This window comes from Microbispora sp. NPDC004025 (genome assembly GCF_053604425.1).
Genome location: NZ_JBSGHN010000006.1, coordinates 336,783 through 357,307 on the forward strand (window position 1 = coordinate 336,783; position 20,525 = coordinate 357,307).

Consider the following 20,525-nt stretch of genomic DNA (forward strand, 5'->3'; position numbering starts at 1 on the left):
AACCTCTAAGAGCTCTGCGCCGCTAGCTCAGTTGGTTAGAGCAGCTGACTCTTAATCAGCGGGTCCGGGGTTCGAGTCCCTGGCGGCGCACCAATTTTGAAACCCCAGGCCGGTATCACCGGCCTGGGGTTTTTCATTCGGTGATCGCCTCGCGATGCCCCGTGCCCGCCATGGCGTCAGGGGTGTCCGGACAGATCCCGGAAGATCAGGACGGCAGTAGCATGGGCGCCATGCATCCGCCGGTGCCCCCCACCCCATGGAGCCAGCCGCCCCCACCCGCTCCTCCGGGGGCGCAGGTGACCATCGACGTGAAGCGGCACTGGCTGAGCTTCATGCTGGCCATGATCACGCCGAAGATCGTCATCAACGGCCGTCAGATGCTGGGCCGGTGGGGACGCAACACGATCCCGCTTCCTCCCGGCCAGTACCATCTCCACGTCCACCTGCCCTATCTCCTCCCCGCGCGGATCGGCCCGGCGGATCTGACGATCTGGCTCCAGCCCGGGATGGCGCTCGAACTCGAATACCGCGCTCCCATGTGGACCTACTCCAGAGGCGCCCTCGGCCCCGCCCCTCAGCCGTGGAACGGAATGGGCTGTGCGATCACGTCCCTGGTGATCGCGGGCGTCGGGGTGGCGCTCCTGCTGGTGCTGGTCGTCGCCGTGCTGGTCGCAGCCGCCTGACGCCGGGAAGGGCCTGAACCGGCCTTAAGTGCTACCAGAACGGCGCCGATCGCACTTTCGGCTGATACCGTGCCAGGCCCTGGCCTCGCAGGATCAGGCCATGCCATCCAAAGATCCGCAGGCGGCGCTGAGAGCCGAGGGCCCCACCAGACATGACGAGGCACGTCCGGCTCTGACCGGCCGTCGGAGCAGCGGAAAGCCGGCGTTCCGGACTCCGATCCTGCGGGCCGGCCTGGTCGTGGTCGCAGGACTGCTCACCCTGACGGTCTCCGCCTCCCGGACGCCGGCGTCCGCCTCTTCCGCGTACGCCTCCGTCGGTTCTTCGGCCACGACGAGCGGCACGCCGTCTCTGCCCGAGCCGACCGGTCCCCATCCGGTCGGCACGACGTCCCTGCGTCTGGAGGACACCTCGCGCCCTGACCCCTGGGTCCCCGAGGCCGAGTCGAGAGAGCTCATGGTCTCCCTGTGGTATCCGGCGAAGTCCCGTGACGGCCGGCGTGCGCCCTATGTGACGCCCAAGGAGTCGGAGCTCATCCTGAAGGGCAAGGGGGTGACGGGCGTGCCGTTCGACGTGCTGAGCAGAACGCGGACCCACGCGTTCAGCGGCGCCGAACCGGCGGGACGTGGACACAGTCTGCCCCTTGTCGTGCTCTCTCCCGGCTTCACCGACCCCCGAAGCTCGCTCACCGCCTTGGCCGAGGAACTGGCGAGCAGAGGCTACGTGGTGGCCGGCATCGACCACACGTACGAGACCTTCGCCACCACTTTCCCCGACGGGCGGCTGACCACCTGCGCCGCATGCGAACTCGAAGGCGTCGACGACTTCGGTGAGAAGGCGGTGGAGAACCGGGCGGTCGACGTCTCCTTCGTGATCGATCAGCTCACCGGTCCGCACTCCAGGTGGACGGGTGCCTCGCTGATCGACGCGTCCCGGATCGCGATGGCGGGCACCTCCCTTGGAGGCGCGAGCGTCGCCGGGACGATGCTGAGGGACTCCCGGGTACGCGGCGGTATCAACATGGACGGCCTCATGTTCGCCCCCATCCCCGCGAGCGGGGTGGCACGCCCGTTCCTGCTCTTGGGCCAGCCTTCGCACAGCCCGGGCGGCATGGACGCCACATGGGACCGCGACTGGGAACACCTCACCGGGTGGAGGCGCTGGCTCGTGGTGGCCGGAGCGGTACACCCGTCCTTCAGCGACTACGATCTGCTGGCCCAGCAGATCGGCGTCGACCTCGGCAGTGGGCTTCCCGGAAGCCGCTCCGTGGACATCACCCGCAGGTACGTCCGAGCTTTCCTCGACCTGCACCTGGGCGATAAGCCACAGCCCCTGCTGGACAGGCCGTCGGTGCGCTACCCCGAGGTCGCGTTCTGCTCGCCGGGAACGAAGACCTGCGGATAGAGAGGTTCGACGGCTGGGTTACGGGGGCTGAAAGACTCTTGATCAGCGGGTCCGGGGTTCGAGTCCCCGGCGGCGCACCACTTCGGGCAGCCCGGGCCGTTCGGTCCGGGCTTTCCCCGTTTCCCTGGTGGCGTGCAGGGACGCGAGCAGCTGGAGGCGTTCGGCGTCCGCGCTGCCGGGCTCGGCCGTGTGGACGAGCAGGACCGGCCCGGGATTGCCGGGCAGGGGATAGACGTCCCAGTCGAGGGTGATCTCGCCCACCTGGGGATGCCGGAACAGCTTCGTCCCGTGGACCGTCTCACGCACGTCGTGCCGGGCCCAGAGCCGGCGGAAGTCCGCGCTGCGGATGCTCAGCTCGCCGATGATCGTCGTGGCGCGCGGATGGGTGGGATCGGTCGCGACGGCGGCCCGCAACATGCCGATGTACTGCAGGGCGGTGGTCTCCCAGTCGGGGCAGCGCGAACGGCTCCCGGGATCCTCGAACAGCAGCATGAGCATGTTCCGCCGCCCCGGCGGCAGGGTGTCCGGATCGCCGAGCAGCGCCTCGGCGAGGGCGTTCCACGCGAGCACGTCGAGGTGCCGGCCGAGCACGACCGCGGGCGTGTTCATCACGTGCAGCAGGCGCCGGGTGCTGTCCGGCACGCGCTCCGGGGCGCGGCGCGTACGGACGGCCGCCGGTCGTCGTGCCGCCCGGGCGAGGGTGAACAGATGCCGCCGTTCCTCGTCGTCGAGGTCGAGCGCGGAGGCGAGGGCGTCGAGCACCTGGTCGGAGGGCCGCACCTCACGGCCCTGCTCCATGCGCTGGTAGTAATCGGTGCTCAGCCCGGCCAGCAGCGCGACCTCCTCGCGCCGCAGACCGGCCACCTTGCGCCGGGGCCCCGGCTCCAGGCCGACGTCCCGCGGGCGCAGCCGGGCGCGCCGGGCACGCAGGAAATCGCCGAGCTCACGGGCGTACGGGTGGTCGACAGCCATGACCCCAGTCTGCCGGTGCGGCCCGCGCCGAAGGTAGGTCTGGCGTTCCCAGGCAAACGCGTACGACCGAATCCCGGCGACCCCGTCCTAGCGTCGTCGCCATGACCGAATGGAACGCCAGTCACATCCCCGATCAGCACGGCCGGGTCGCCGTCGTCACCGGCGCGAACTCCGGGCTCGGGCTGGTCACCGCGACCGAGCTCGCCCGGCATGGCGCACACGTGGTGATGGCCGTACGCGACATCGCCGCCGGCGAGCGGGAGGCCGAGGCGATCCGGCGTTCGGCGCGACGGGCCGAGATCGAGGTGCGGAAGCTCGACCTGGCCTCGCTCGCGTCGGTGCACGCGTTCGCCAAGGAGCTGATCGCCGACTTCCCGGCGGTCGACCTGCTGGTCAACAACGCCGGCGTGGTCATCCTCGGCCCCGCCCGCACGACGGCCGACGGGTTCGAGCTCCAGTTCGGCACCAACATGCTCGGCCACTTCGCCCTCACCGGCCTGCTGCTCGACAGCCTCGGCAGGGCGGACGCCGCGCGGGTGGTCAGCCTCAGCTCGATCACCCACAAGAACGCCCACCTCGACTTCGACGACCTGATGTCGCGGCGCGACTTCAACGCCAGTCGCGCGTACGGCCGCTCCAAGCTCGCCACCACCGTCTTCGGTCTCGAACTCGACCGCCGCCTGCGCGCCGCGGGCGCACCGGTCGTCAGCGCCCTCGCCCACCCCGGGCTGTCCAGGAGCAACCTCACCCCCCGGGCCTGGGAGCACCGCGGCCGGATGGGGCGGATCTTCGCCCGCGGCGGGCTGCTGGTGACGCAGCCGGCCGAGCGGGGGGCGCTGCCCCAGCTCTTCGCCGCGACCGCGCCCGGCGTGCGCGGCGGTCAGTTCTTCGGACCGTCCGGCCTCTTCGAGACGCGCGGCCGGGTCGTGGAGGTCCGCCCCAGCGCGGAGGCGGCCGACCCGAGCGTCGGGCGCCGCCTGTGGACCGCGGCCGAGGCCCTGACCGGCGTCACCTACCTCTGACCCGGCCCGAGGAAGAAGCCACTGGGCCGAGGGTGCGGATCAGGCCGAACTCGCCGTCGTAGCCGGGGTCCTTGGTCACCTCGCCGTTGCGCAGGCGGCCGATCGCCTCGGCGAGCGGCGGCGATTGGGCGGCGATGTCGCCGAGCGGGAGGTCGCCGAGGATCGCGAGCTCCGGCCCGAGCGCGGCCACGAGCCTGTCGGTCTCGGCGCTCACCTTCTTGCTCTTCGGGCCCACCCCCAGGATCTCGGCCACGAGATCCGGGAGCGGGACGAGGTTGCGGAAGCCCGCCGCGCCGGGCGGGGTCCTGCCGGCGGGGCGGTCGGCCAGATCCTCGACCCTGCTGAGCACGCCGACCGTGAGTTTCCCGCCGCACACCGGGCACAGGCCGCCGAGCTTGCGGGTCTCCTCCGGGTCGAGGCGCACGCCGCACTTGCGGTGGCCGTCGACGTGGTATTTGCCCGCCTCGGGGAAGAACTCGGTCGTGCCGCGCAGACCGGCGCCGGTGCGCAGGACGCGCTCGATCGCGAAGTAGTCCAGATCGGTCTCGAAGACCGTGGTCTCGCGGCCGACGATGGGCGGCGAGTGGGCGTCCGAGTAGCTGACCAGCCGATATCCGTCGAGGCCGGAGACCTGCCACATCATCGCGGGGTCGGCGGACAGCCCGGTCTCCAGCGCGAAGACGTGTCCGGTGAGGTCGCCGAAGCACTCCTCCAGGCTGTCGAACCCCGATTTCGAACCGAGCACGCCGAACCACGGCGTCCAGACGTGCGCCGGCACCAGGTAGGCGCCCTCGCCGCAGGACAGGACGGCCTCGAGCAGCTCCCGGCTGCTCATGCGTACGGTGGGCCGGCCGTCCACACCGAGATCGGCGATCTTGGCCAGGCCGCGGTTGAACTCCTCGACCTGGTCGAATCCGGGCAGGTAGACGAGGTGGTGGATCTTCCGGGAGCGACCGCCCTGGGAGTAGACGGTGGAGATCTCCACCGAAAGCATGTACCGCACGGGGGCGTCCGCCACGCTGTCCGGCAGCGTCGCGGCGACCTCGCGGTCGAGGTCGTCGCGCAGCCGGAACAGCCCCGGCTCGGCCGGCACGAGAGCCGTGCGCAGCCGCTCCAGCCAGGCCGGGTGGGTGAAGTCGCCCGTGCCCATGAGCGTGACGCCCTTGCGGCGGGCCCACCAGGTCAGCTGCTCCAGGTCGCTGTTCTTGCTGCACGCGTACGCGTACCTGGAGTGCATGTGCAGGTCGGCGTGGAAACGCACGGTGACCTCTCCCGTCGGCGTGATCCCGGATCCACCAGCTTGCCGATCAGAAGAGATCGAAACGCCCGCCCCTCTACAGTTCGGCGATGCGGTCCAGCAGCGCCTTCTTCGCCGTGCTGAACTCCTCGTCGGTCAGCACTCCGCTCCGGTGCAGTTCGCCCAGGTCGGCGAGCCGCCGGATCAGCAGGTCACGCCCGTCCGCGGCGGGGGGCGGCAGGGCGGCGGGCGGTTCCGGCGCGTGGCGGGCCAGCCGCGCCAGCACGGCGGCCGCGACGAGGACGCTCGTCCCGCCGAAGCGCTGCACCCCCCAGGACAGGCAGCGCCGGTCCTCCTCCGGCCGCCCGGTCGGCCCTTCGCCGCGCACGTGGAAACGCAGGCTCCCGTAGGCCAGGCCCGCCTGCGGCTTCCACTCGACGCCGGTCAGATCCGACAGCCGGAACTCCTGCGCGCCGGCCGCCTGCTTGGTCGTCTTCGCGAATCCCGTCCACTCCAGGCGGACCCGGACGCCGTCGAAGCTCACGGTGCCGTCACCGGCCGTGGCGCTGATCGGCACGGCCGGGCCGGGCAGCAGGAAATCGGGACAGGGCTCCTCCGGCACCTGGGCCAGCTGCACCAGATCGCGGATCTCGCCGGCCATGTACTCCGCCGCCGCCTTGCGCTCCTTGGGGACGGCCAGCCGGTAGGGGTCGGCGGGGGCGGCCAGCAGCCCGGCGCCGACCTCGGTCAGCGGGTCGGCGCCGGGGCGCAGCCGCAGCCGCAGGTGCCCGCCTTTGCGGGAGGGCTCGAACACGGCGCCCGCCACGGCCTCCAACGGCACGACCAGGTCTCCGAGGGCCTTGCGTACCTCGTGGACGTCGCGGCCGCTGCCGGGGGTGATCCGTACCGCCTCGACATCGACCGTCCAGGCGCCGTCCTCCACGACGATCTCGGTCATGCGATCACACTACGACGAAGGCGCCCGAGGGCGGCCGGGGGATCAGTAGAGCTTGATCTCCGGCACCGGCAGCCGCACCTGCTTCGGGCCGTGCCAGTTCCCACGGCCCTTCGGCAGGCCGGTCAGCGCGCCGGCCGGATCCAGCGGGAGCGAGACGCTGCTCTTCCTGAGGTCGACGGTGACGTTGGCGCCGGTGGCCTGCTCACGGCTGTAGGTGGAGTCGGTCCCGGCGATCACCAGGCCGATCCTGTGGCCCTTCTTGAACGTGTACTCCTGCGGCAGGGTCTTCCACTTCACCTGTGCGTACGTTCCGGGGGTCAGCGGGGACGACTCGGTGAGCGAATCGCGGTTCTGCGTGTCGATCCAACCGCGGGCCACGACCTCCAGGGGCCTGGTGGCCAGGTTGGTGGCGACCTTCCTGTAACAGGCGTCGTCGGCGGTGGTGCCGTCGCCGTGGCAGTCCTCCTCGGCGAGGGTGGTGATGCCCTGCCCGAGACGCCAGTCGACCCGGGTGTCCTCGCCGAAGTCGACCAGGAGCGCGGTCAGGTTCGCGGCAGGCCTGTCGAGGGAGATCCGCAGGTCCACCTCGGGCGTGCCGGACATGCGCAGGTCCAACGGCAGCGCGCCGGTGGTGAAGGCGACCCTGCCCGGCGCCGCCGTGCCGACGTCGGCGACCATCGCGTCCTCCGACTGGCGGGTGTCGGTGAAGGCGGCCGTCTCCCCCTTCCTGGCGGGGAGCAGGCCGAGCGAGCCGTCGGCGGACGGCCGGAGGGGCACCTTCCGGGCGAGCGGCGCGGGCCAGTCGCGCTGCGTGACCCACTCGGCCGGGCCGATCTGCACGTCGGCCCGCGGCTCCCGCATGATCCCGTTGTCCACGCCGAGCAGCCAGCGGTCGAACCAGCGGTGCAGCGTGTCGACCCACAGGCCGCGGCGCCCCTCGAAGTCGAAGGGGTCCACGTGCTGATACTGGCCGACCCAGATCTTGCGCGGCACGTTCCGGTCGGCGAGCGCCTGCCACCACACCGAGAAGTTGTCGGGCTTGACGTTCAGGTCGTTGACCGTGTGCACGACGAAGACGCTGGCGCGCACCTTCGAGGCGTCGCCGAGCGATCCGGCGACGTAGTCGCGCTCGGCCCAGAAGTCGTTGTAGTCCCCCGTCGCGTCGTCTGCGTCGGCGTCCAGCCGGGCCCGTACGGCCGCGCACTTGGCGGCCGGGTCGGTGTCGACGGCCCGGGACAGGTACGACATGTAGTTGTAGTTGTAGACGACGCCGTTGGACCGCTGGTACTTGTACCAGGAGCTGATGGCGGAGATCGGGACGATCGTCTCCAGGCCCTCGACCCCGGTCGCCGCGACCGCGTTGGCCAGCGTGCCGTCGTACGACTTGCCGATCATGCCGGCCTTGCCGGTGCTCCAGTCGGCCACCGCCGGGGTGCCGTCGTCGTGGTAGGCGGGGGCGCGGCCGTTCAGCCAGTCGACGACCGCCTTGCCGCCAAGCACGTCGGCCCTGCCGCCCACGTCGGGGCAGCCGTCGGACTTGGTGGTGCCGGCCATGTCGACGTTGAGGACGGCGTACCCGCGCGGCACGAAGTAGTTGTCGTAGAACAGCGGGAACTTGGCGAGCTCGCCGGCCGCGTCGTAGACCTTGCGCTCGGACTCGTTGCCACGCCCGGAGTTGTCGTAGTAGGGGCTCTCGTCGATGATCGACGGCACCGTGAGCCCGGGCCCCGACTCCCTGGGCCTGATGATGTCCACCCTGACCCGGTCGAGGCGGCCGTCGGAGTCGCTGTCGACGCTCGACTCGACGTAGACGTGCTCGCGGATCGCGTCGGCGTAGGAGAAGACCGGCTGGGTCCGTCCCTTTGCGACGGTGATCGCCGGGCCGGTGGCCGCGTGGGCCGGTACCACGCCGATCGCGGTCACGGCGACGGCGGCGAGGGCTGCTCGTAACAGCACGGAGAGCCTCCTGAGGGGTGCGGAAGTCCCCGTAAATCTCCATGCGGGTCGGTATGTCGGCAAGATTCCTTAATGTGATCGACATCACCTTGGTCCTGCCGCGTGACAAGAAGTCGGTCGGCTGAGTCAAAATCCCCGTTGCCTCTTGACTGCTCCCCGGCAGGGTTGAGAACCTTCTCATCATCCCGGTGAGAACGTTCTACGCGTTCGCTCGCCGGTCAGTGAGAACGTTCTACATGCGGAGTGCCAATGACTTCGAAAACCGGCCTGCGGCCCATCGACCCCCAGCTCAGGGAGGTCATCGGGGGAGCGGTCGACCAGCGCGGCGTCGCCGCGAAGGTGGCGGCGCAGGCGGCCTCCGCCGGAGTGACGGACGTGTTCTTCCTCGGCTGCGGCGGTTCCTGGGCCTCCTCGGTGCCGGCGCACGCCACCCTGTCCGCCTCGGCGACCGGGCTGGTCAGCCACAACATCAACGCCGCCGAGTTCCTGGCGTCCCCCTCGCCCCGGCTGTCGGAGCGCTCGCTGGTGGTGGCCTCCTCCCACTCCGGTGCGACCCCCGAGACGGTGGCCGCGGCGCGCCTGGCCAAGGAGGCGGGCGCGTACGTCGTGGCGGTGGCGACCGACGACGACAACCCGCTCGGCGAGCTGGGGGACGCCGCGTTCACCTACCACAGTGAGAAGACGATCACGGCGGCCAAGCACGTCCTGCTGGGACAGCTCGTGCATGAGCTGCTGCGGGTCGACGGCGCCGACCTCGACTACGAGACCCTCCGGCGGGGCTACGAGGCGCTGCCCGACGCGCTCGCCGTCGCCACCGAGGCGCACGAGGAACTGTCGGCGACGATCGCGCGGGAGACCGCCGACGCCGACCTGACCTTCGTGGTCGGCGGCGGCAACGCGTACGGCGTCGCCTTCCTGCTCTCGGTCTGCTACCTGATGGAGATGCAGTGGAAGAAGTCGGTCTGCGTGGCGTCCGGCGACTTCTTCCACGGCGCGTTCGAGATGGTGGTGGGCGACGCGCCGCTCATCCTCCTGCGTGGCGAGGACCGCACCCAGGCGATGGCCGACCGGGTCGCCGCCTTCGCCCCCAAGGTGACCTCCCGGGTCTACACGCTCGACTCGGCCGCCCTCGAACTGCCCGGCGTGCCCGCCGCGGCGCGGCCCGAGCTGTCGGCCCCGGTGCTGGCCAACCTCGCCACCCGGCTCGCCGACCACTACGAGTCCGTCACCGGCCACTCACTCGACGAGCGGCGCTACATGCACAAGATGGCGTACTGAGATGCGGCTGTGCGGCGTCGGCGACAACGTCGTCGACAGATATCTCGACCTAGGCCTCGTCTTCCCCGGCGGCAGCGCCTGCAACGTCGCGGTCCACGCCCGGCGCCTCGGCGCGGAGGCCGCCTACGTCGGCTCGATCGGGTCCGACCCCGCGGGCGACCTCGTACGGCACAGCCTGGCCGCCGAGGGCGTCGAGGCCCGCTGGTCCCGGTACGGGGGTCACCCCACCCCCCGGGCCGACGTCAAGCTCGACGCCGACGGGAACCGGACCTTCGTCGACTACGTCCCGCCCACGGAGGACCTCCGGCTGAGCCCGGCGGACGTGGACTATCTGGCGTCGTTCGACCTCGTCCACACGGGACACACCAGCCTGGTCGAGGACCAGCTGCCCGACATCGCCCGCGTCACCGAGGTCTCCTTCGACTTCTCGTACAAGGACATGGAGTACGCGCGGGACCTGCTGCCCTCGGTCGCCATCGCCTTCTTCTCCCGGGCCCGGCTCGACCGGCGCGAGTGCGCCGGGTTCGCCGCGTCCGTCCTCGCTCTCGGACCCCGCGTCGTGGTCGTGACCTGCGGAGATCAGGGTGCGTTGCTGACCTCGGCGGACCGTACAGTGTGGCAGCCGGCGGTTCCCACCGAGGCGGTGGACACGCTCGGCGCCGGCGACGCCTTCGCGGCGCAGCTGCTGGTCGCGCTGCCCGTGGCCCCGGCCGAGGTCGCCATGGCGCGGGCCGCGGCCTACGCCGCCTCCGTCTGCCGCCACCACGGCGGTTACGGCTACCCCGCCGATATCGACGCCCTCTACCCACCGGAGGAGACCTCATGAAGGACAGCGCCGACCTCGCTGTGCGGGTACGCGGCGTGCGCAAGCGGTACGGCCACGTCGAGGCGCTGCGCGGCGTCGACCTGGACATCGCGCCCGGGGAGATCCACGCCCTGCTCGGCGACAACGGCGCCGGCAAGTCGACGCTGGTGAAGGTGCTCGCGGGAGCGGTGACGCCCGACGAGGGCACCGTCGAGATCAACGGCGTGCCGCACCGGTTCACCGGGCCGAGGGACGCCCAGGCGGCCGGCATCGAGACGGTCTACCAGGACCTGGCGCTCGCGCCGACGCTGCCGCCGGACGCCAACCTCTTCCTCGGGCGCGAGCCCGCCCGCCCCGGGCTGCTGGGCCGGCTGGGGTTCGTCGACCGCAAGACCATGCGGGCCGAGGCCGCCACGCACCTGCGCCGGCTCAACTCGAAGATCCAGGACCTGGGCGCCGAGGTCGGCTCCATGTCGGGCGGGCAGAAGCAGGCCGTCGCGGTCGCCAGGGCGGCGATGTGGGGCTCGGCCCTGATCATGATGGACGAGCCGACCGCGGCGCTCGGCGTGGCGCAGACCGAATCGGTCCTCGAACTCATCCGGCGGATCCGGGACGAGAAGGGCCTGCCGGTGCTGCTCATCTCCCACAACCTGCCCGACGTCTTCCGCGTCGCGGACCGCTGCACGGTCCTGCGGCTCGGCAGGCGAGTCCTGACCGCGCCCATGTCCGACGTCACCTCGACCGACCTGATCAGGGCGATGACGGGCGCCGACACGCTCAGCCCGACCGAGGAAAGGGCGGCAGAACCCCGATGACCGACCTCGCTTCCCCGACCAAGCCGCCGGCCACGCCGCCGACCAGGGCGCGCAGGAGGGCCCTGCCGCGCACCCAGCGGCTGTCCGACGCGACCATCCTGCTCCTGCTGATCGCCATCGTGGCGGTCTTCTCGATCGTCACCCCGGCGGGGACGTTCCTGTCGCTCAGCAACGCCGAGTCCATCCTGCTCACGGCGTCGCAGCTGCTCATCCTCTCGTGCGGCATCACGTTCCTGCTCATCGCCGGCGGGCTCGACCTGTCCATCGGCTCGATCACGATCTTCTCCGCCGTCGTCGTGGCGAAGGTGATGGGGGCGCTCGCCGGGACGGCGGCGCAGGCGGCCGACTTCCACTACCCCAACCTCGGCATCGCGATCACCGTGGCCATCGTCTGCGGCCTGCTCGTCGGCGTCGGCTGGGGGGCCGTCAACGGGGTGCTCGCCGTCAAGCTGCGCATCCCCCCGTTCATCGCCACGCTCGCGACCGGCGGCATCGTGCTCGGCCTGGCGAGCGTCTGGACCAACGGCCAGAACGTGCAGAACGTGCCGCTGCCCTTCCAGTCGTCGTTCGGTCTGGGCAAGCTGTTCGGGGTCATCCCGTGGTCCATCGTGATCGCGGCCGTGGTCACCGCGGTCTTCTGGGTCGTGCTGTCGAAGACCCGCTTCGGCCTGCACACGTACGCGATGGGCGCCAACCTGGAGGCGGCCCGGCGCTCGGGCGTGAACGTCAAGCGGCACATGATCCTGCTCTACGTCGGCACCGGCGCCCTGTGCGGCATCGTGGCCGTCCTCGACGTCGCGCGCTTCGGCACGGCGTCGATCACCAGTCACTCCGGGGACGCGCTGTCGGCCATCGCCGCCGTCGTCATCGGCGGGACGAGCCTGTTCGGGGGACGGGGCCGCATCTCCGGGACCGTGGTGGGCGCGCTCATCCCGGCGGTCCTGCAGAGCGGCTTCGTGATCATGGACGTCCAGCCGTTCTGGCAGAACGTCGCCGTCGGCGTCGTCCTGCTCGTGGCCGTCTACGTGGACCAGGTCAAGATCCGCGCCCAGGAACGCACATGACCTTCCCCTCCTCGCTCCACAGCCCTCGCCCTCGCTCCACACCCGAAGGAACCCGATGAAGCGAACCATCCCCGTCCTGGCCGCGAGCGCCCTGGCGGTCGGCCTGCTCGCCGGTTGCGGCACCTCCTCGTCCGCCGACGACGCCGGCGGCGGCAAGAGCGCCGCGGGCAAGAAGATCGTCATGCTGCTGAACGACCAGTTCGACCCCTACTACCTCACGCTGGTCGCCGGAGCCGAGGCCGAGGCGAAGAAGCAGGGCTTCGACTTCAGCTGGCAGGCGCCGTCCACCCTCGACGTGGCCTCGCAGACCCAGCTCCTGCAGTCCGTGGCCGCCCGCAAGCCGGACGGGATCATCATGTCCGCCCTGGACGCCAAGGCGATGATCGCGCCGATGAAGCAGGTCATGGCGCAGGGCATCCCGATCATCACGGTGGACGCCGACGTCGCCGACCAGTCGGCGCGTCTCGCCACCGTCACCTCCGACGGCGAGGCCGCCGGCCGCCTGGCCGCCGAGACGATGGACAAGCTGCTCGGCGGCAAGGGCAAGGTCGCCTTCGAGGGCTACACCCCGGGCACCTCCAGCACCGACGCCCGCCTCAAGGGCTGGCAGGAGGGGCTGAAGCAGACCGGCCTCGAGTACGTCGCCGAGCGCTACGACGCCACCGACCTCACCACCATCGCCGGCACCGTCAGCGCGGTGCTCAAGCGGTACCCCGACCTCGCCGGCATCTTCACCAACTGGACCAACCCCACCCTCGGCGCCGCCCAGGCCGTACAGGCCGCGGGCAAGAGCGACCAGGTCAAGATCGTCGGCTTCGACGCCTCGCCCGACGAGGTGAGCCTGCTCAAGCGCGGTCTGGTCTCCGCACTGATCATCCAGAAGCCCGGCGAGATGGGCGTCAGGGCGGTCTCCGACCTGGCCGCCTACCTCAAGGACGGGACCAAGCCGCAGTCGGTCAGCCTCGACGCGGTCGTCGCGACCAAGGAGAACATGAACGACCCGGCCGTCAGCGCGTACTTCTACAAGGCAGGAAAGCAGTGAGTCAACGCCTCGGAATCGACGTCGGCGGGACCTTCACCGACGTCGTGGTCATCGGCGACGACGGACGCGTCCTCGTCGAGAAGGTCCCCAGCACTCCGGAGAACCAGGCGGGCGGCGTGCTCGACGGCGTCCGCGCCGCGCGCGGCACGCGTGGCGTCGACACCGGCGCGCTGCGGATGTTCGCGCACGGGTCCACCGTCGCCACCAACGCCCTCCTGGAGTTCAAGCTCCCGCCCACCGCGCTGATCGTGACCCGCGGCTTCCGGGACGTCCTGGAGATCGGTACGCAGCTGCGCCCCGCGCTGTTCGACCTCGGAGTCGTCAAGCCGGAGCCGGTGATCCCGCGCGAGATGGTCTTCGAGATCGACGAGCGGGTCGACCGGCTCGGCGAGGTCGTCACGCCGCTCACCGACGAGGAGATCGACCGCGTCGTGGCCCAGGTCGCGGCGAGCGGTGCCGAGGCGTGCGCGGTCACGCTGCTGTTCTCCTTCCGCAACCCCGAGCACGAGCGCCGGCTGGCCGAGCGGCTCGCCGCCGCCGTGCCCGGCCTGCACGTGGCCGTCTCCTCCGAGGTCGCGCCGGAGATCAAGGAATACCCCCGGACGTCGACCACCGCGATCAGCGCCGCGCTGCAGCCGCTGGTGGCGCGCTACCTGTCGGCGGTCGAGGACGGCCTGGAGCGGGAGAAGGTCACCTGCCCGTTCTTCGTGATGCAGTCCTCGGGCGGCGTCATGTCGGCGACGGAGGCCTCGGCCGCCGCGCACAAGATGGTGCTGTCCGGTCCCGCGGCGGGGGTGCTCGCCGCCGCCCGGGTGGCGGAGAACCCGGCGTACGCGAACCAGATCACCTTCGACATGGGCGGCACGTCCACCGACATCTGCCTCATCTTCGAGGGCCGGCCGCGCCTGGACCGGTCGTCGCAGTTCGAGGGGCGGCCCCTGCAGGTCGCCCAGTTCGACATCCACACCATCGGGTCCGGCGGCGGATCGCTGGCCCGGGTGGACGCCGCCGGGCTGCTGCGCGTGGGACCGGAGAGCGCGGGCGCCGTCCCCGGCCCCGCCTGCTACGGGCGCGGCGGCACCCGGCCCACGACGACCGACGCACAGGTCGTGCTCGGCCGGGTCGACCCCGGGCGCTTCCTCGGCGGGGAGATGACCCTCGACGTGGAGGCCGCCAGGCGGGCGGTCGCGACGCACGTCGCCGAGCCGCTCGGGATCGGCCTGGAGGAGGCCGCGCTGGGCATCCTCGACGTCGCCGACGCCATCATGGCCCGGGGTGTCCGGGTGGTCAGCGTCAACCGAGGCTACGACCCGCGCGACTTCGTGCTGCTGCCCTTCGGCGGGGCCGGTCCGATGCACGCCCTGTCGGTCGCCGAGATGGTCGACATCAGGACCGTCCTGGTGCCGCGCCACCCCGGCACGTTCTCGGCGCTCGGCCTGGCCACCTCCGATCTGAAGTACGACTTCTCGCTGACCGTGGACGCCCCCGTGGACACGCTGACCCCGGGGCGGATCGAGGAGCTGTTCACCGGCCTGCTCGACCGGGCCCGCGGCCGCCTGTCCCGAGTGGAGTCGCTCACCACGGGCCGCGTCGAGAACCGGCTGGCCCGCTTCCGCTACGCCTGGCAGGACAACGACGTGGAGGTCCTGCTGCGGCCGGGCCCGGTGGACGAGCAGAGCCTGGCCGAGGCGCTCGACCGCTTCCACGCCCAGCACGAGTTCGAGTTCGGGCACAGCGACAAGGAGGCCCGCGTCGAGCTCGTCGCCGTCGGCGTCGAGGTGCACGGCGTGCTGCCGCGTACGGCCGCCCCCACCGCGGAGGCGGGGTCCTCCACTCCCACCCCGGCCTCCGTACGGCGGGTCTGCTTCCGCGGGACCGGCTGGGTCGACACCGACGTGTACGAGCGGGCGGACCTCGCGCCCGGCGCGGCGTTCAGCGGTCCGGCGATCATCGAGGAGCGCGAGGCGACCACGGTCGTGCCGCCCGGCGCGCGGGTGCGGGTGGACGGCGACGGCAACCTCGTCCTGACTGTGAAGGGAACCTCCGCATGAGCCCCGGCATGAACCCCGGCATGAACTCCGGCACGAGACGAACCGACCCGATCACCACCGAGGTGATCCGGCACGCCCTGGAGACCATCGCGGAGGAGATGGGCACCGCGCTGCGCCGCACCGCGCTCAGCGTGGTGGTCAAGGACATGCGCGACTACAGCTGCGCGGTCTTCGACCGGTCCGGCCGGCTGCTCGCCGCCGCGCTGGACATCCCGACGCTGCTCGCCTCGATGTCCCCCGCGCTGCGGGCCTGCCTCGACAAGTGGGGCGACGACATCCACCCCGGTGACGTCTTCCTCAGCAACCACCCCTACCTGGGGGCCTGCCAGACCAACGACCTCAACCTGTTCGTCCCGGTCTTCGACGAGGACGAGCGGCTGATCGGCTTCACCGGCGCCATCGCGCACCACGCCGACTGGGGCGGGGTCGTGCCCGGCACGGCGGCCGCCACCAGCCGCAGCGCGTTCTACGAGGGCGTCATGCTGCCGGCGGTGAAGCTGGAGGTGCGCGGCGTCCCCGAGCCGAACGTCCGCGACATCATCACGGCCAACACCCGCCACCCCAAGCAGAACCACGGCGACCTGCGCGCCCAGGTCGCCTCCGCCCGCTCGGGCGCGCGCCGCTTCGCCCGGCTCGCGGAGCGGTACGGCACCGACACGCTGGTGACGGCGATCGACGACCTGATCGGCTACACGGCCGAGCGCACCCGGGCCGAGCTGGCGGCGCTGCCCGACGGGACGTACCAGGCCGAGGGGTGGCTGGACGACGACGGGATCAACCCCGGCGCGGCGGTCCGCCTCGCCGTCACGGTCACCATCGAGGGCGACGGCGCGCACGTCGACTTCTCCGGCTGCGACCCGCAGATGCCCGGCGGCATGAACATCCCCACGTCCACGACGCGGTCGGTCGTGCACTACGCGATCAAGTGCCTGCTGCCCGGCGACGTGCCGTTCAACGAGGGGTCGATGGAGCCGGTGACCATCCACGCCCCCGAGGGCTCGGCGGTCAACCCGATCTTCCCCGCCGCGGTCGGCGACCGGCACCTGGCCTCCCAGCGGCTGGCGTCCGTCATGACCCGGGCGCTCGCCCCGGCGGCGCCGCACCGCGCGTCGTCCGAATGGTTCGTGGGCTGGCCGGTGCTGATCTGCGAGTCGGCCTCGCCGAAGACCGGGGACGGCGTCGTGCTGCTCGCCAACGTCGCCGGCGGCGCGGGCGCCACCGCGGCGCACGACGGCGCCGACGCGGTCGACGTCCACATGGCCAACTGCGCGATCATTCCGGCGGAGATCATCGAGTCGAGCTACCGGTTGCGTGTCGAGCGCTACGAGCTGGTGCCCGACAGCGGCGGTGCGGGACGCACGCGGGGCGGCCTGGGCATCCGCGCCGACTACCGGAACATCTCCGACGAACCCATGCAGTTCCTCTCCGAGGCCGAGCAGAGCAACCCCGGTCACGCTCCCCAGGGGCTCGACGGCGGCCTGCCCGGCACGTCCGCCTCGATCGTCCTCATCCGGCAGGACGGCGAGGAGACCCCGCTCCCGGCGAAGGGGCAGCACGTCGCCGCCCCGGGCGAGGTGGTGAGCCTGCGCGCCGGCGGCGGAGCCGGATACGGCGACCCGGCGCTGCGCCCGAGGGAGGCCGTGGAGGCCGACCTGCGCACCGGACGGATCACCGCCCGCGCCGCGCGGGATCACTACAATCTCGCTGCGGCGGATCGCTGATGGGCGAGCCGCCGGCGCCTCCCGGGCGTACCCGCGAACGCGATGACGGCCGGGACCCCGCCGGCGGCGACCGATACCGGGAAAGGGAGGATCCGTGACCGCATCCAGGCCGCGCCGGGCGACGCTCCCGGACGTGGCGGCGCTGGCCGGCGTCTCCACGGCAGCCGCTGGGCGCGCGCTGGGGGGTTACGGAAGCGTCAGCGAGGACGTACGGCGGCGGGTGGCGGAGGCGGCGCGGCAGCTCAACTACCGCGCCAACCGCCTCGCCGCCAGCGTCCGCACGGGCCGGACCGACACCATCGGAGTGGTGTGCGCCGACATCGAGAGTCCCTTCTTCGCCCGCGCGCTGCGGGGGATCTCCGACGTCGCGCACGAGCACGGCTTCAGCACCCTCGTCACCAACAGCGACGAGGACCTCGTCAGCGAGCGTGAGGCGGTCCAATTGCTCCTGCACAAGCAGGTGGACGGGATCATCTGCGCGCCCGCCGACGTCACCCAGGTCGACCATCTGGCGCAGGCGCAGACCGGCGGCACGCCCGTGGTCCTGTTCGACCGCGTCAGCGACCACCTGGAGGCCGACGCCGTCGTCGTGGACGGCATGAAGGCCGCCTACCAGGCCGTACGGCGTCTGCTCGACCTCGGCCACCGGCGCGTCGCGATCATCGCGGAGCTGCGCCAGCCGCGGGAGCAGGACTGGGTCAGGTTCCTCACACCGCAGGCCGAGGTGTCGCTGGGCGAGCTCAGCCCGAGCGAGGCCCGGCTGCTCGGTTACCTGCGGGCCCACTGGGACGCCGGAGTGCCGGTGCGCCGCGAGCTCGTGCGGCGCACCGGCACCTACGCCGCCGAGGCCGCCTATCAGCAGACCAAGCGCGTCCTCGCGCTGAAGAACCCGCCCACGGCGGTCTTCACGGTGGACAACCTGATGACGGTCGGCGCCTACCGCGCGATCCGCGACCTCGGCATCGCGGTGCCCGACCGGCTCTCGGTGGTGGCCTTCGACGACCTCGACTGGACCGTGCTGGTCTCCCCGGCCCTGAGCGTCATCGCGCAGCCGGTCTACGAGATGGGCGCGGAAGCGGCCCGGCGCCTGATCCGGCGCCTGCGGGACCCGGAGCCGGCGCCGCCCGGCACGCTGTTCATGGACGTCACCCTCGTCGAACGCGAGTCCGTCGCCCCGATCCCGACCTGATCCGGCCGCACGTCCTTCAGGTCCTCGGCCGTGCAGGAGAACGAGTCGACGAGGTCGACCTCGACCGTCACCGTGCTGTTCTCGTCCTCGGAATTGGTCGGAGACGTGCACTCGTGCAGGTCGGGGCCGGTCAGCAGCAAAAGCTCCGAGGAGTGCCGCGCGGCACTGGCGAGGACGTCGCGCTCGCGGCCGGTCAGCCGTCCCGCGAGCGTCTGGAGGATCAGCTCGGCGACGTCCTCCGGGCGGTAGCGGCGGTCCAGCGAGCCGTGCAGCTCGGCCAGCGCCTTCCGGCGGGAACGCTCGGAACCCTTGCGGTGCTTCATGCCCGCCATGATGTACTCGAGATCCGCCGGGAATCGATCGGTTATCCGCGGGTGGAAAACCGCTGGGCGTACGGGCTCGCGGCCGGGAAGACTTCGGGCATGCACGACACCATCGCGGCGGGCCCTGTCACGCTCCGGCCGCTGACGGCCGAGGACGCGGACGAGATGACGGGAGTGCTGGCGGGGGAGGAACTGTACTCCTTCATCGGCGGAACGGCGCCCACCCTGGCCGAGCTACGCGCCCGGTACGAGGCGCTCGAGGCCCGCCGGTCCCCGGACGGACGGCAGGAGTGGCTCAACTGGATCATTCGCCGCGACGTCGACGGCCGGGCGGTCGGCTACGTCCAGGCGACGGTGATGGACGAGGGGCGGCGGGCCGAGATCGCGTGGGTCGTGGGCACCGCGTGGCAGGGCCGGGGGTACGCGACGCAGGCCGCCACCGCGCTGGCCGGATGGCTCCGCGGCAGAGGAGTCTCCCGCATCGAGGCGCACATCCATCCCGATCATCACGCCTCCACGAAGGTGGCCCGGCGGATCGGCCTGCTGCCCACCGATCGCATCGAGGACGGCGAACGCCTGTGGACCTGGGAACGACCCGGGGGCCCATCGTAGGCCCTCCGGCGTACGCCCGCCCCGGCTCACCAGGTCTTGCCGGCCTGCTCCCGGATCGTGTGGTTGATGCGGTTGAAGAAGTTGGTCAGCGCGATGTTCAGGATGATCGCGGACAGCTGCTTCTCGTCGAAGTGGGCGGCGGCGTCCCAGATCTCGTCGGTCACACCCGGGGCCGCGTGGTGCTCGTCAACGGCCTTCCCGGATTCGTGTCCTGGGGGAGGACGGCGCACCGCTCTCGGTCGTCTCGTTCACTGTCGCCGGTGGCCGGATCACCGGCATCACGGTCGTGACCGACCCCGCCAATCTCGCGTCGCTGGGCCTGCCGGATCCGGAGTGAACGCGCCGGCGGCTCTGGAAGACTCCGCGCGCCGCGGCCTGATTCGATGGAGCCCAGAGCGTTCCTGGGGGAGGCGGGCATGGAGACGGCGGAGTGGTACAGGTACTTCGCGGAGCGGGAGGTCAGGGGGCACAGCCCGGTCTACGAGGCGCTCGCTCACGGGATCGCCGCCGATCCCGGGCTGGTCGAACTGATCGACGGCCTGCCGGAGCCGAAGAGACAGCCGAACCTGCTGCTGGCCGCCGTGCGCTTCCTCGGCGGGCCGTACGAGGGGTTCGGCCGGTTCCGGGAGTGGACCGTGAGTCACTGGGCCGAGGTGCGGGAGACGGTGCTCGCCCGGCGGACGCAGACCAACGAGGCGGGCCGGTGCGCGAGTCTGCTGCCGGTGCTGGCGGCGCTGCCGCGGCCGCTGGCCCTGGTGGAGGTGGGCGCGTCGGCGGGGCTGTGCCTGTACCCGGACCGGTACCGCTACCGGTACGACGACGGGCCCGAGATCGGACCGGCCGACAGCCCCGTCCTGCTCACCTGCCGGACGAACGGGAAGGTGTCGGTGCCCGAACGCCTCCCCGACGTGGTGTGGCGGGCCGGACTGGATCTCGACCCGGTCGACGTACGCGACGACGAGGCGGTGCGCTGGCTGGAGTGCCTGGTGTGGCCGGAGCAGGAGGACCGGCTGGCGCGGCTGCGCGGGGCGGTGCGGATGGCGAGACGGGACCCGCCGCGCCTGGTGCGCGGGGACGCCGAGGCGGTCCTGCCCGGCCTCGTCGCCGCCGCGCCGGCCGGGGCGACGGTCGTCGTCTTCCACAGCGCGGTCATGCCCTACCTGGACGCCGCGGCGCGGGACCGCTTCGTGGCGCTCGTGCGGACCCTGCCGGTGCGGTGGATCTCCAACGAGGGCTCGCCCCGGCTGCCCGAACTGGCCGCGAAGCTGACGGCCGGCCTGCCGGACAGGCGGCTGGCGTTCCTGCCCGCGCTCGACGGGGAGCCGCTCGCGATGGCCGGGCCGCACGGCGAGTGGCTCGACTGGCTCGCCTGAGCAGCCCCCACACGGCGTGGCG

At 71.7% G+C, this 20,525-nt stretch carries 18 protein-coding genes and 1 tRNA gene; 14 read left to right on the plus strand and 5 right to left on the minus strand.

What is annotated here, in order from left to right; translation table 11 throughout:
• Positions 1–16: 16 nt before the first annotated feature.
• From ACWEQG_RS18995 to ACWEQG_RS19005, 3 genes are all read left to right on the plus strand, one after another.
• Positions 17–93 (plus strand) — tRNA-Lys (locus ACWEQG_RS18995).
• Between the two features lie 203 nt (positions 94–296).
• Positions 297–683, plus strand: coding sequence for a hypothetical protein (locus ACWEQG_RS19000; RefSeq protein WP_452286251.1), 387 nt, complete (start codon positions 297–299; stop codon positions 681–683).
• Positions 684–783: 100 nt separating this feature from the next.
• Positions 784–2,085, plus strand: a complete 1,302-nt coding sequence (locus ACWEQG_RS19005; protein ID WP_452286253.1) for an alpha/beta hydrolase family protein — start codon at positions 784–786, stop codon at positions 2,083–2,085.
• A 42-nt stretch (positions 2,086–2,127) separates the two neighbouring features.
• On the opposite strand, the gene ACWEQG_RS19010 is transcribed toward ACWEQG_RS19005, so the two are convergent.
• Positions 2,128–3,057: a helix-turn-helix transcriptional regulator gene (locus tag ACWEQG_RS19010; protein ID WP_452286255.1), complete on the minus strand. Its 930-nt coding sequence runs from the start codon at positions 3,055–3,057 to the stop codon at positions 2,128–2,130.
• Between the two features lie 101 nt (positions 3,058–3,158).
• Here ACWEQG_RS19010 and ACWEQG_RS19015 point away from each other — a divergent pair, with 101 nt between their 5' ends.
• Positions 3,159–4,079 carry an oxidoreductase gene (locus tag ACWEQG_RS19015; protein ID WP_452286257.1) on the plus strand — a complete coding sequence of 307 codons (921 nt, stop codon included), beginning with the start codon at positions 3,159–3,161 and terminating at the stop codon, positions 4,077–4,079.
• Here the strand turns inward: ACWEQG_RS19015 and ACWEQG_RS19020 are convergent.
• The 3 genes from ACWEQG_RS19020 to ACWEQG_RS19030 form a co-directional block, all read right to left on the minus strand.
• A complete protein-coding gene (locus ACWEQG_RS19020; RefSeq protein WP_452286259.1) occupies positions 4,066–5,340 on the minus strand; it encodes an endonuclease Q family protein in 1,275 nt (424 codons plus the stop codon). The two genes, ACWEQG_RS19015 and ACWEQG_RS19020, sit on opposite strands and share 14 nt — an antisense overlap.
• A gap of 73 nt (positions 5,341–5,413) precedes the next feature.
• Positions 5,414–6,274 carry a DUF4429 domain-containing protein gene (locus tag ACWEQG_RS19025; RefSeq protein ID WP_452286261.1) on the minus strand — a complete coding sequence of 287 codons (861 nt, stop codon included), beginning with the start codon at positions 6,272–6,274 and terminating at the stop codon, positions 5,414–5,416.
• A 42-nt stretch (positions 6,275–6,316) separates the two neighbouring features.
• Positions 6,317–8,230: a Xaa-Pro dipeptidyl-peptidase gene (locus tag ACWEQG_RS19030; RefSeq protein ID WP_452286263.1), complete on the minus strand. Its 1,914-nt coding sequence runs from the start codon at positions 8,228–8,230 to the stop codon at positions 6,317–6,319.
• Positions 8,231–8,479: 249 nt separating this feature from the next.
• Here ACWEQG_RS19030 and ACWEQG_RS19035 point away from each other — a divergent pair, with 249 nt between their 5' ends.
• From ACWEQG_RS19035 to ACWEQG_RS19075, 9 genes are all read left to right on the plus strand, one after another.
• Positions 8,480–9,508: an SIS domain-containing protein gene (locus ACWEQG_RS19035; RefSeq protein WP_452286265.1), complete on the plus strand. Its 1,029-nt coding sequence runs from the start codon at positions 8,480–8,482 to the stop codon at positions 9,506–9,508.
• A 1-nt stretch (position 9,509) separates the two neighbouring features.
• Positions 9,510–10,334: a PfkB family carbohydrate kinase gene (locus ACWEQG_RS19040; RefSeq protein WP_452286267.1), complete on the plus strand. Its 825-nt coding sequence runs from the start codon at positions 9,510–9,512 to the stop codon at positions 10,332–10,334.
• Positions 10,331–11,128, plus strand: a complete 798-nt coding sequence (locus ACWEQG_RS19045) for an ATP-binding cassette domain-containing protein (RefSeq protein WP_363465151.1) — start codon at positions 10,331–10,333, stop codon at positions 11,126–11,128. Before ACWEQG_RS19040 ends, ACWEQG_RS19045 begins: the two co-directional genes overlap by 4 nt.
• Positions 11,125–12,192: an ABC transporter permease gene (locus ACWEQG_RS19050; RefSeq protein WP_452286269.1), complete on the plus strand. Its 1,068-nt coding sequence runs from the start codon at positions 11,125–11,127 to the stop codon at positions 12,190–12,192. The genes ACWEQG_RS19045 and ACWEQG_RS19050 overlap by 4 nt, the downstream gene beginning before the upstream one ends.
• Before the next feature lie 55 nt (positions 12,193–12,247).
• The gene (locus ACWEQG_RS19055) at positions 12,248–13,234 is read left to right on the plus strand and encodes a substrate-binding domain-containing protein (protein WP_452286271.1); all 987 of its coding nucleotides are present in this window, start codon (positions 12,248–12,250) and stop codon (positions 13,232–13,234) included.
• On the plus strand, positions 13,231–15,285 hold the full coding sequence (locus ACWEQG_RS19060; RefSeq protein ID WP_452286273.1) for a hydantoinase/oxoprolinase family protein: 2,055 nt from the start codon (positions 13,231–13,233) through the stop codon (positions 15,283–15,285). The genes ACWEQG_RS19055 and ACWEQG_RS19060 overlap by 4 nt, the downstream gene beginning before the upstream one ends.
• The gene (locus tag ACWEQG_RS19065; RefSeq protein WP_452286276.1) at positions 15,282–17,006 is read left to right on the plus strand and encodes a hydantoinase B/oxoprolinase family protein; all 1,725 of its coding nucleotides are present in this window, start codon (positions 15,282–15,284) and stop codon (positions 17,004–17,006) included. The genes ACWEQG_RS19060 and ACWEQG_RS19065 overlap by 4 nt, the downstream gene beginning before the upstream one ends.
• 94 nt (positions 17,007–17,100) lie before the next feature.
• Entirely contained in the window at positions 17,101–18,195 is a 1,095-nt protein-coding gene (locus tag ACWEQG_RS19070; protein ID WP_452286278.1) for a LacI family DNA-binding transcriptional regulator, read from the plus strand.
• 422 nt (positions 18,196–18,617) lie between these two features.
• Positions 18,618–19,130: a GNAT family N-acetyltransferase gene (locus ACWEQG_RS19075; protein WP_452286280.1), complete on the plus strand. Its 513-nt coding sequence runs from the start codon at positions 18,618–18,620 to the stop codon at positions 19,128–19,130.
• 26 nt (positions 19,131–19,156) lie between these two features.
• Here ACWEQG_RS19075 and ACWEQG_RS19080 read toward each other — a convergent pair whose 3' ends face one another.
• Positions 19,157–19,294 (minus strand): hypothetical protein, encoded by a 138-nt coding sequence (locus ACWEQG_RS19080; protein WP_452286282.1) that lies wholly within the window; start codon positions 19,292–19,294, stop codon positions 19,157–19,159.
• 219 nt (positions 19,295–19,513) lie between these two features.
• Here ACWEQG_RS19080 and ACWEQG_RS19085 point away from each other — a divergent pair, with 219 nt between their 5' ends.
• The gene (locus ACWEQG_RS19085; protein WP_452286284.1) at positions 19,514–20,503 is read left to right on the plus strand and encodes a DUF2332 domain-containing protein; all 990 of its coding nucleotides are present in this window, start codon (positions 19,514–19,516) and stop codon (positions 20,501–20,503) included.
• Positions 20,504–20,525: the final 22 nt, after the last annotated feature.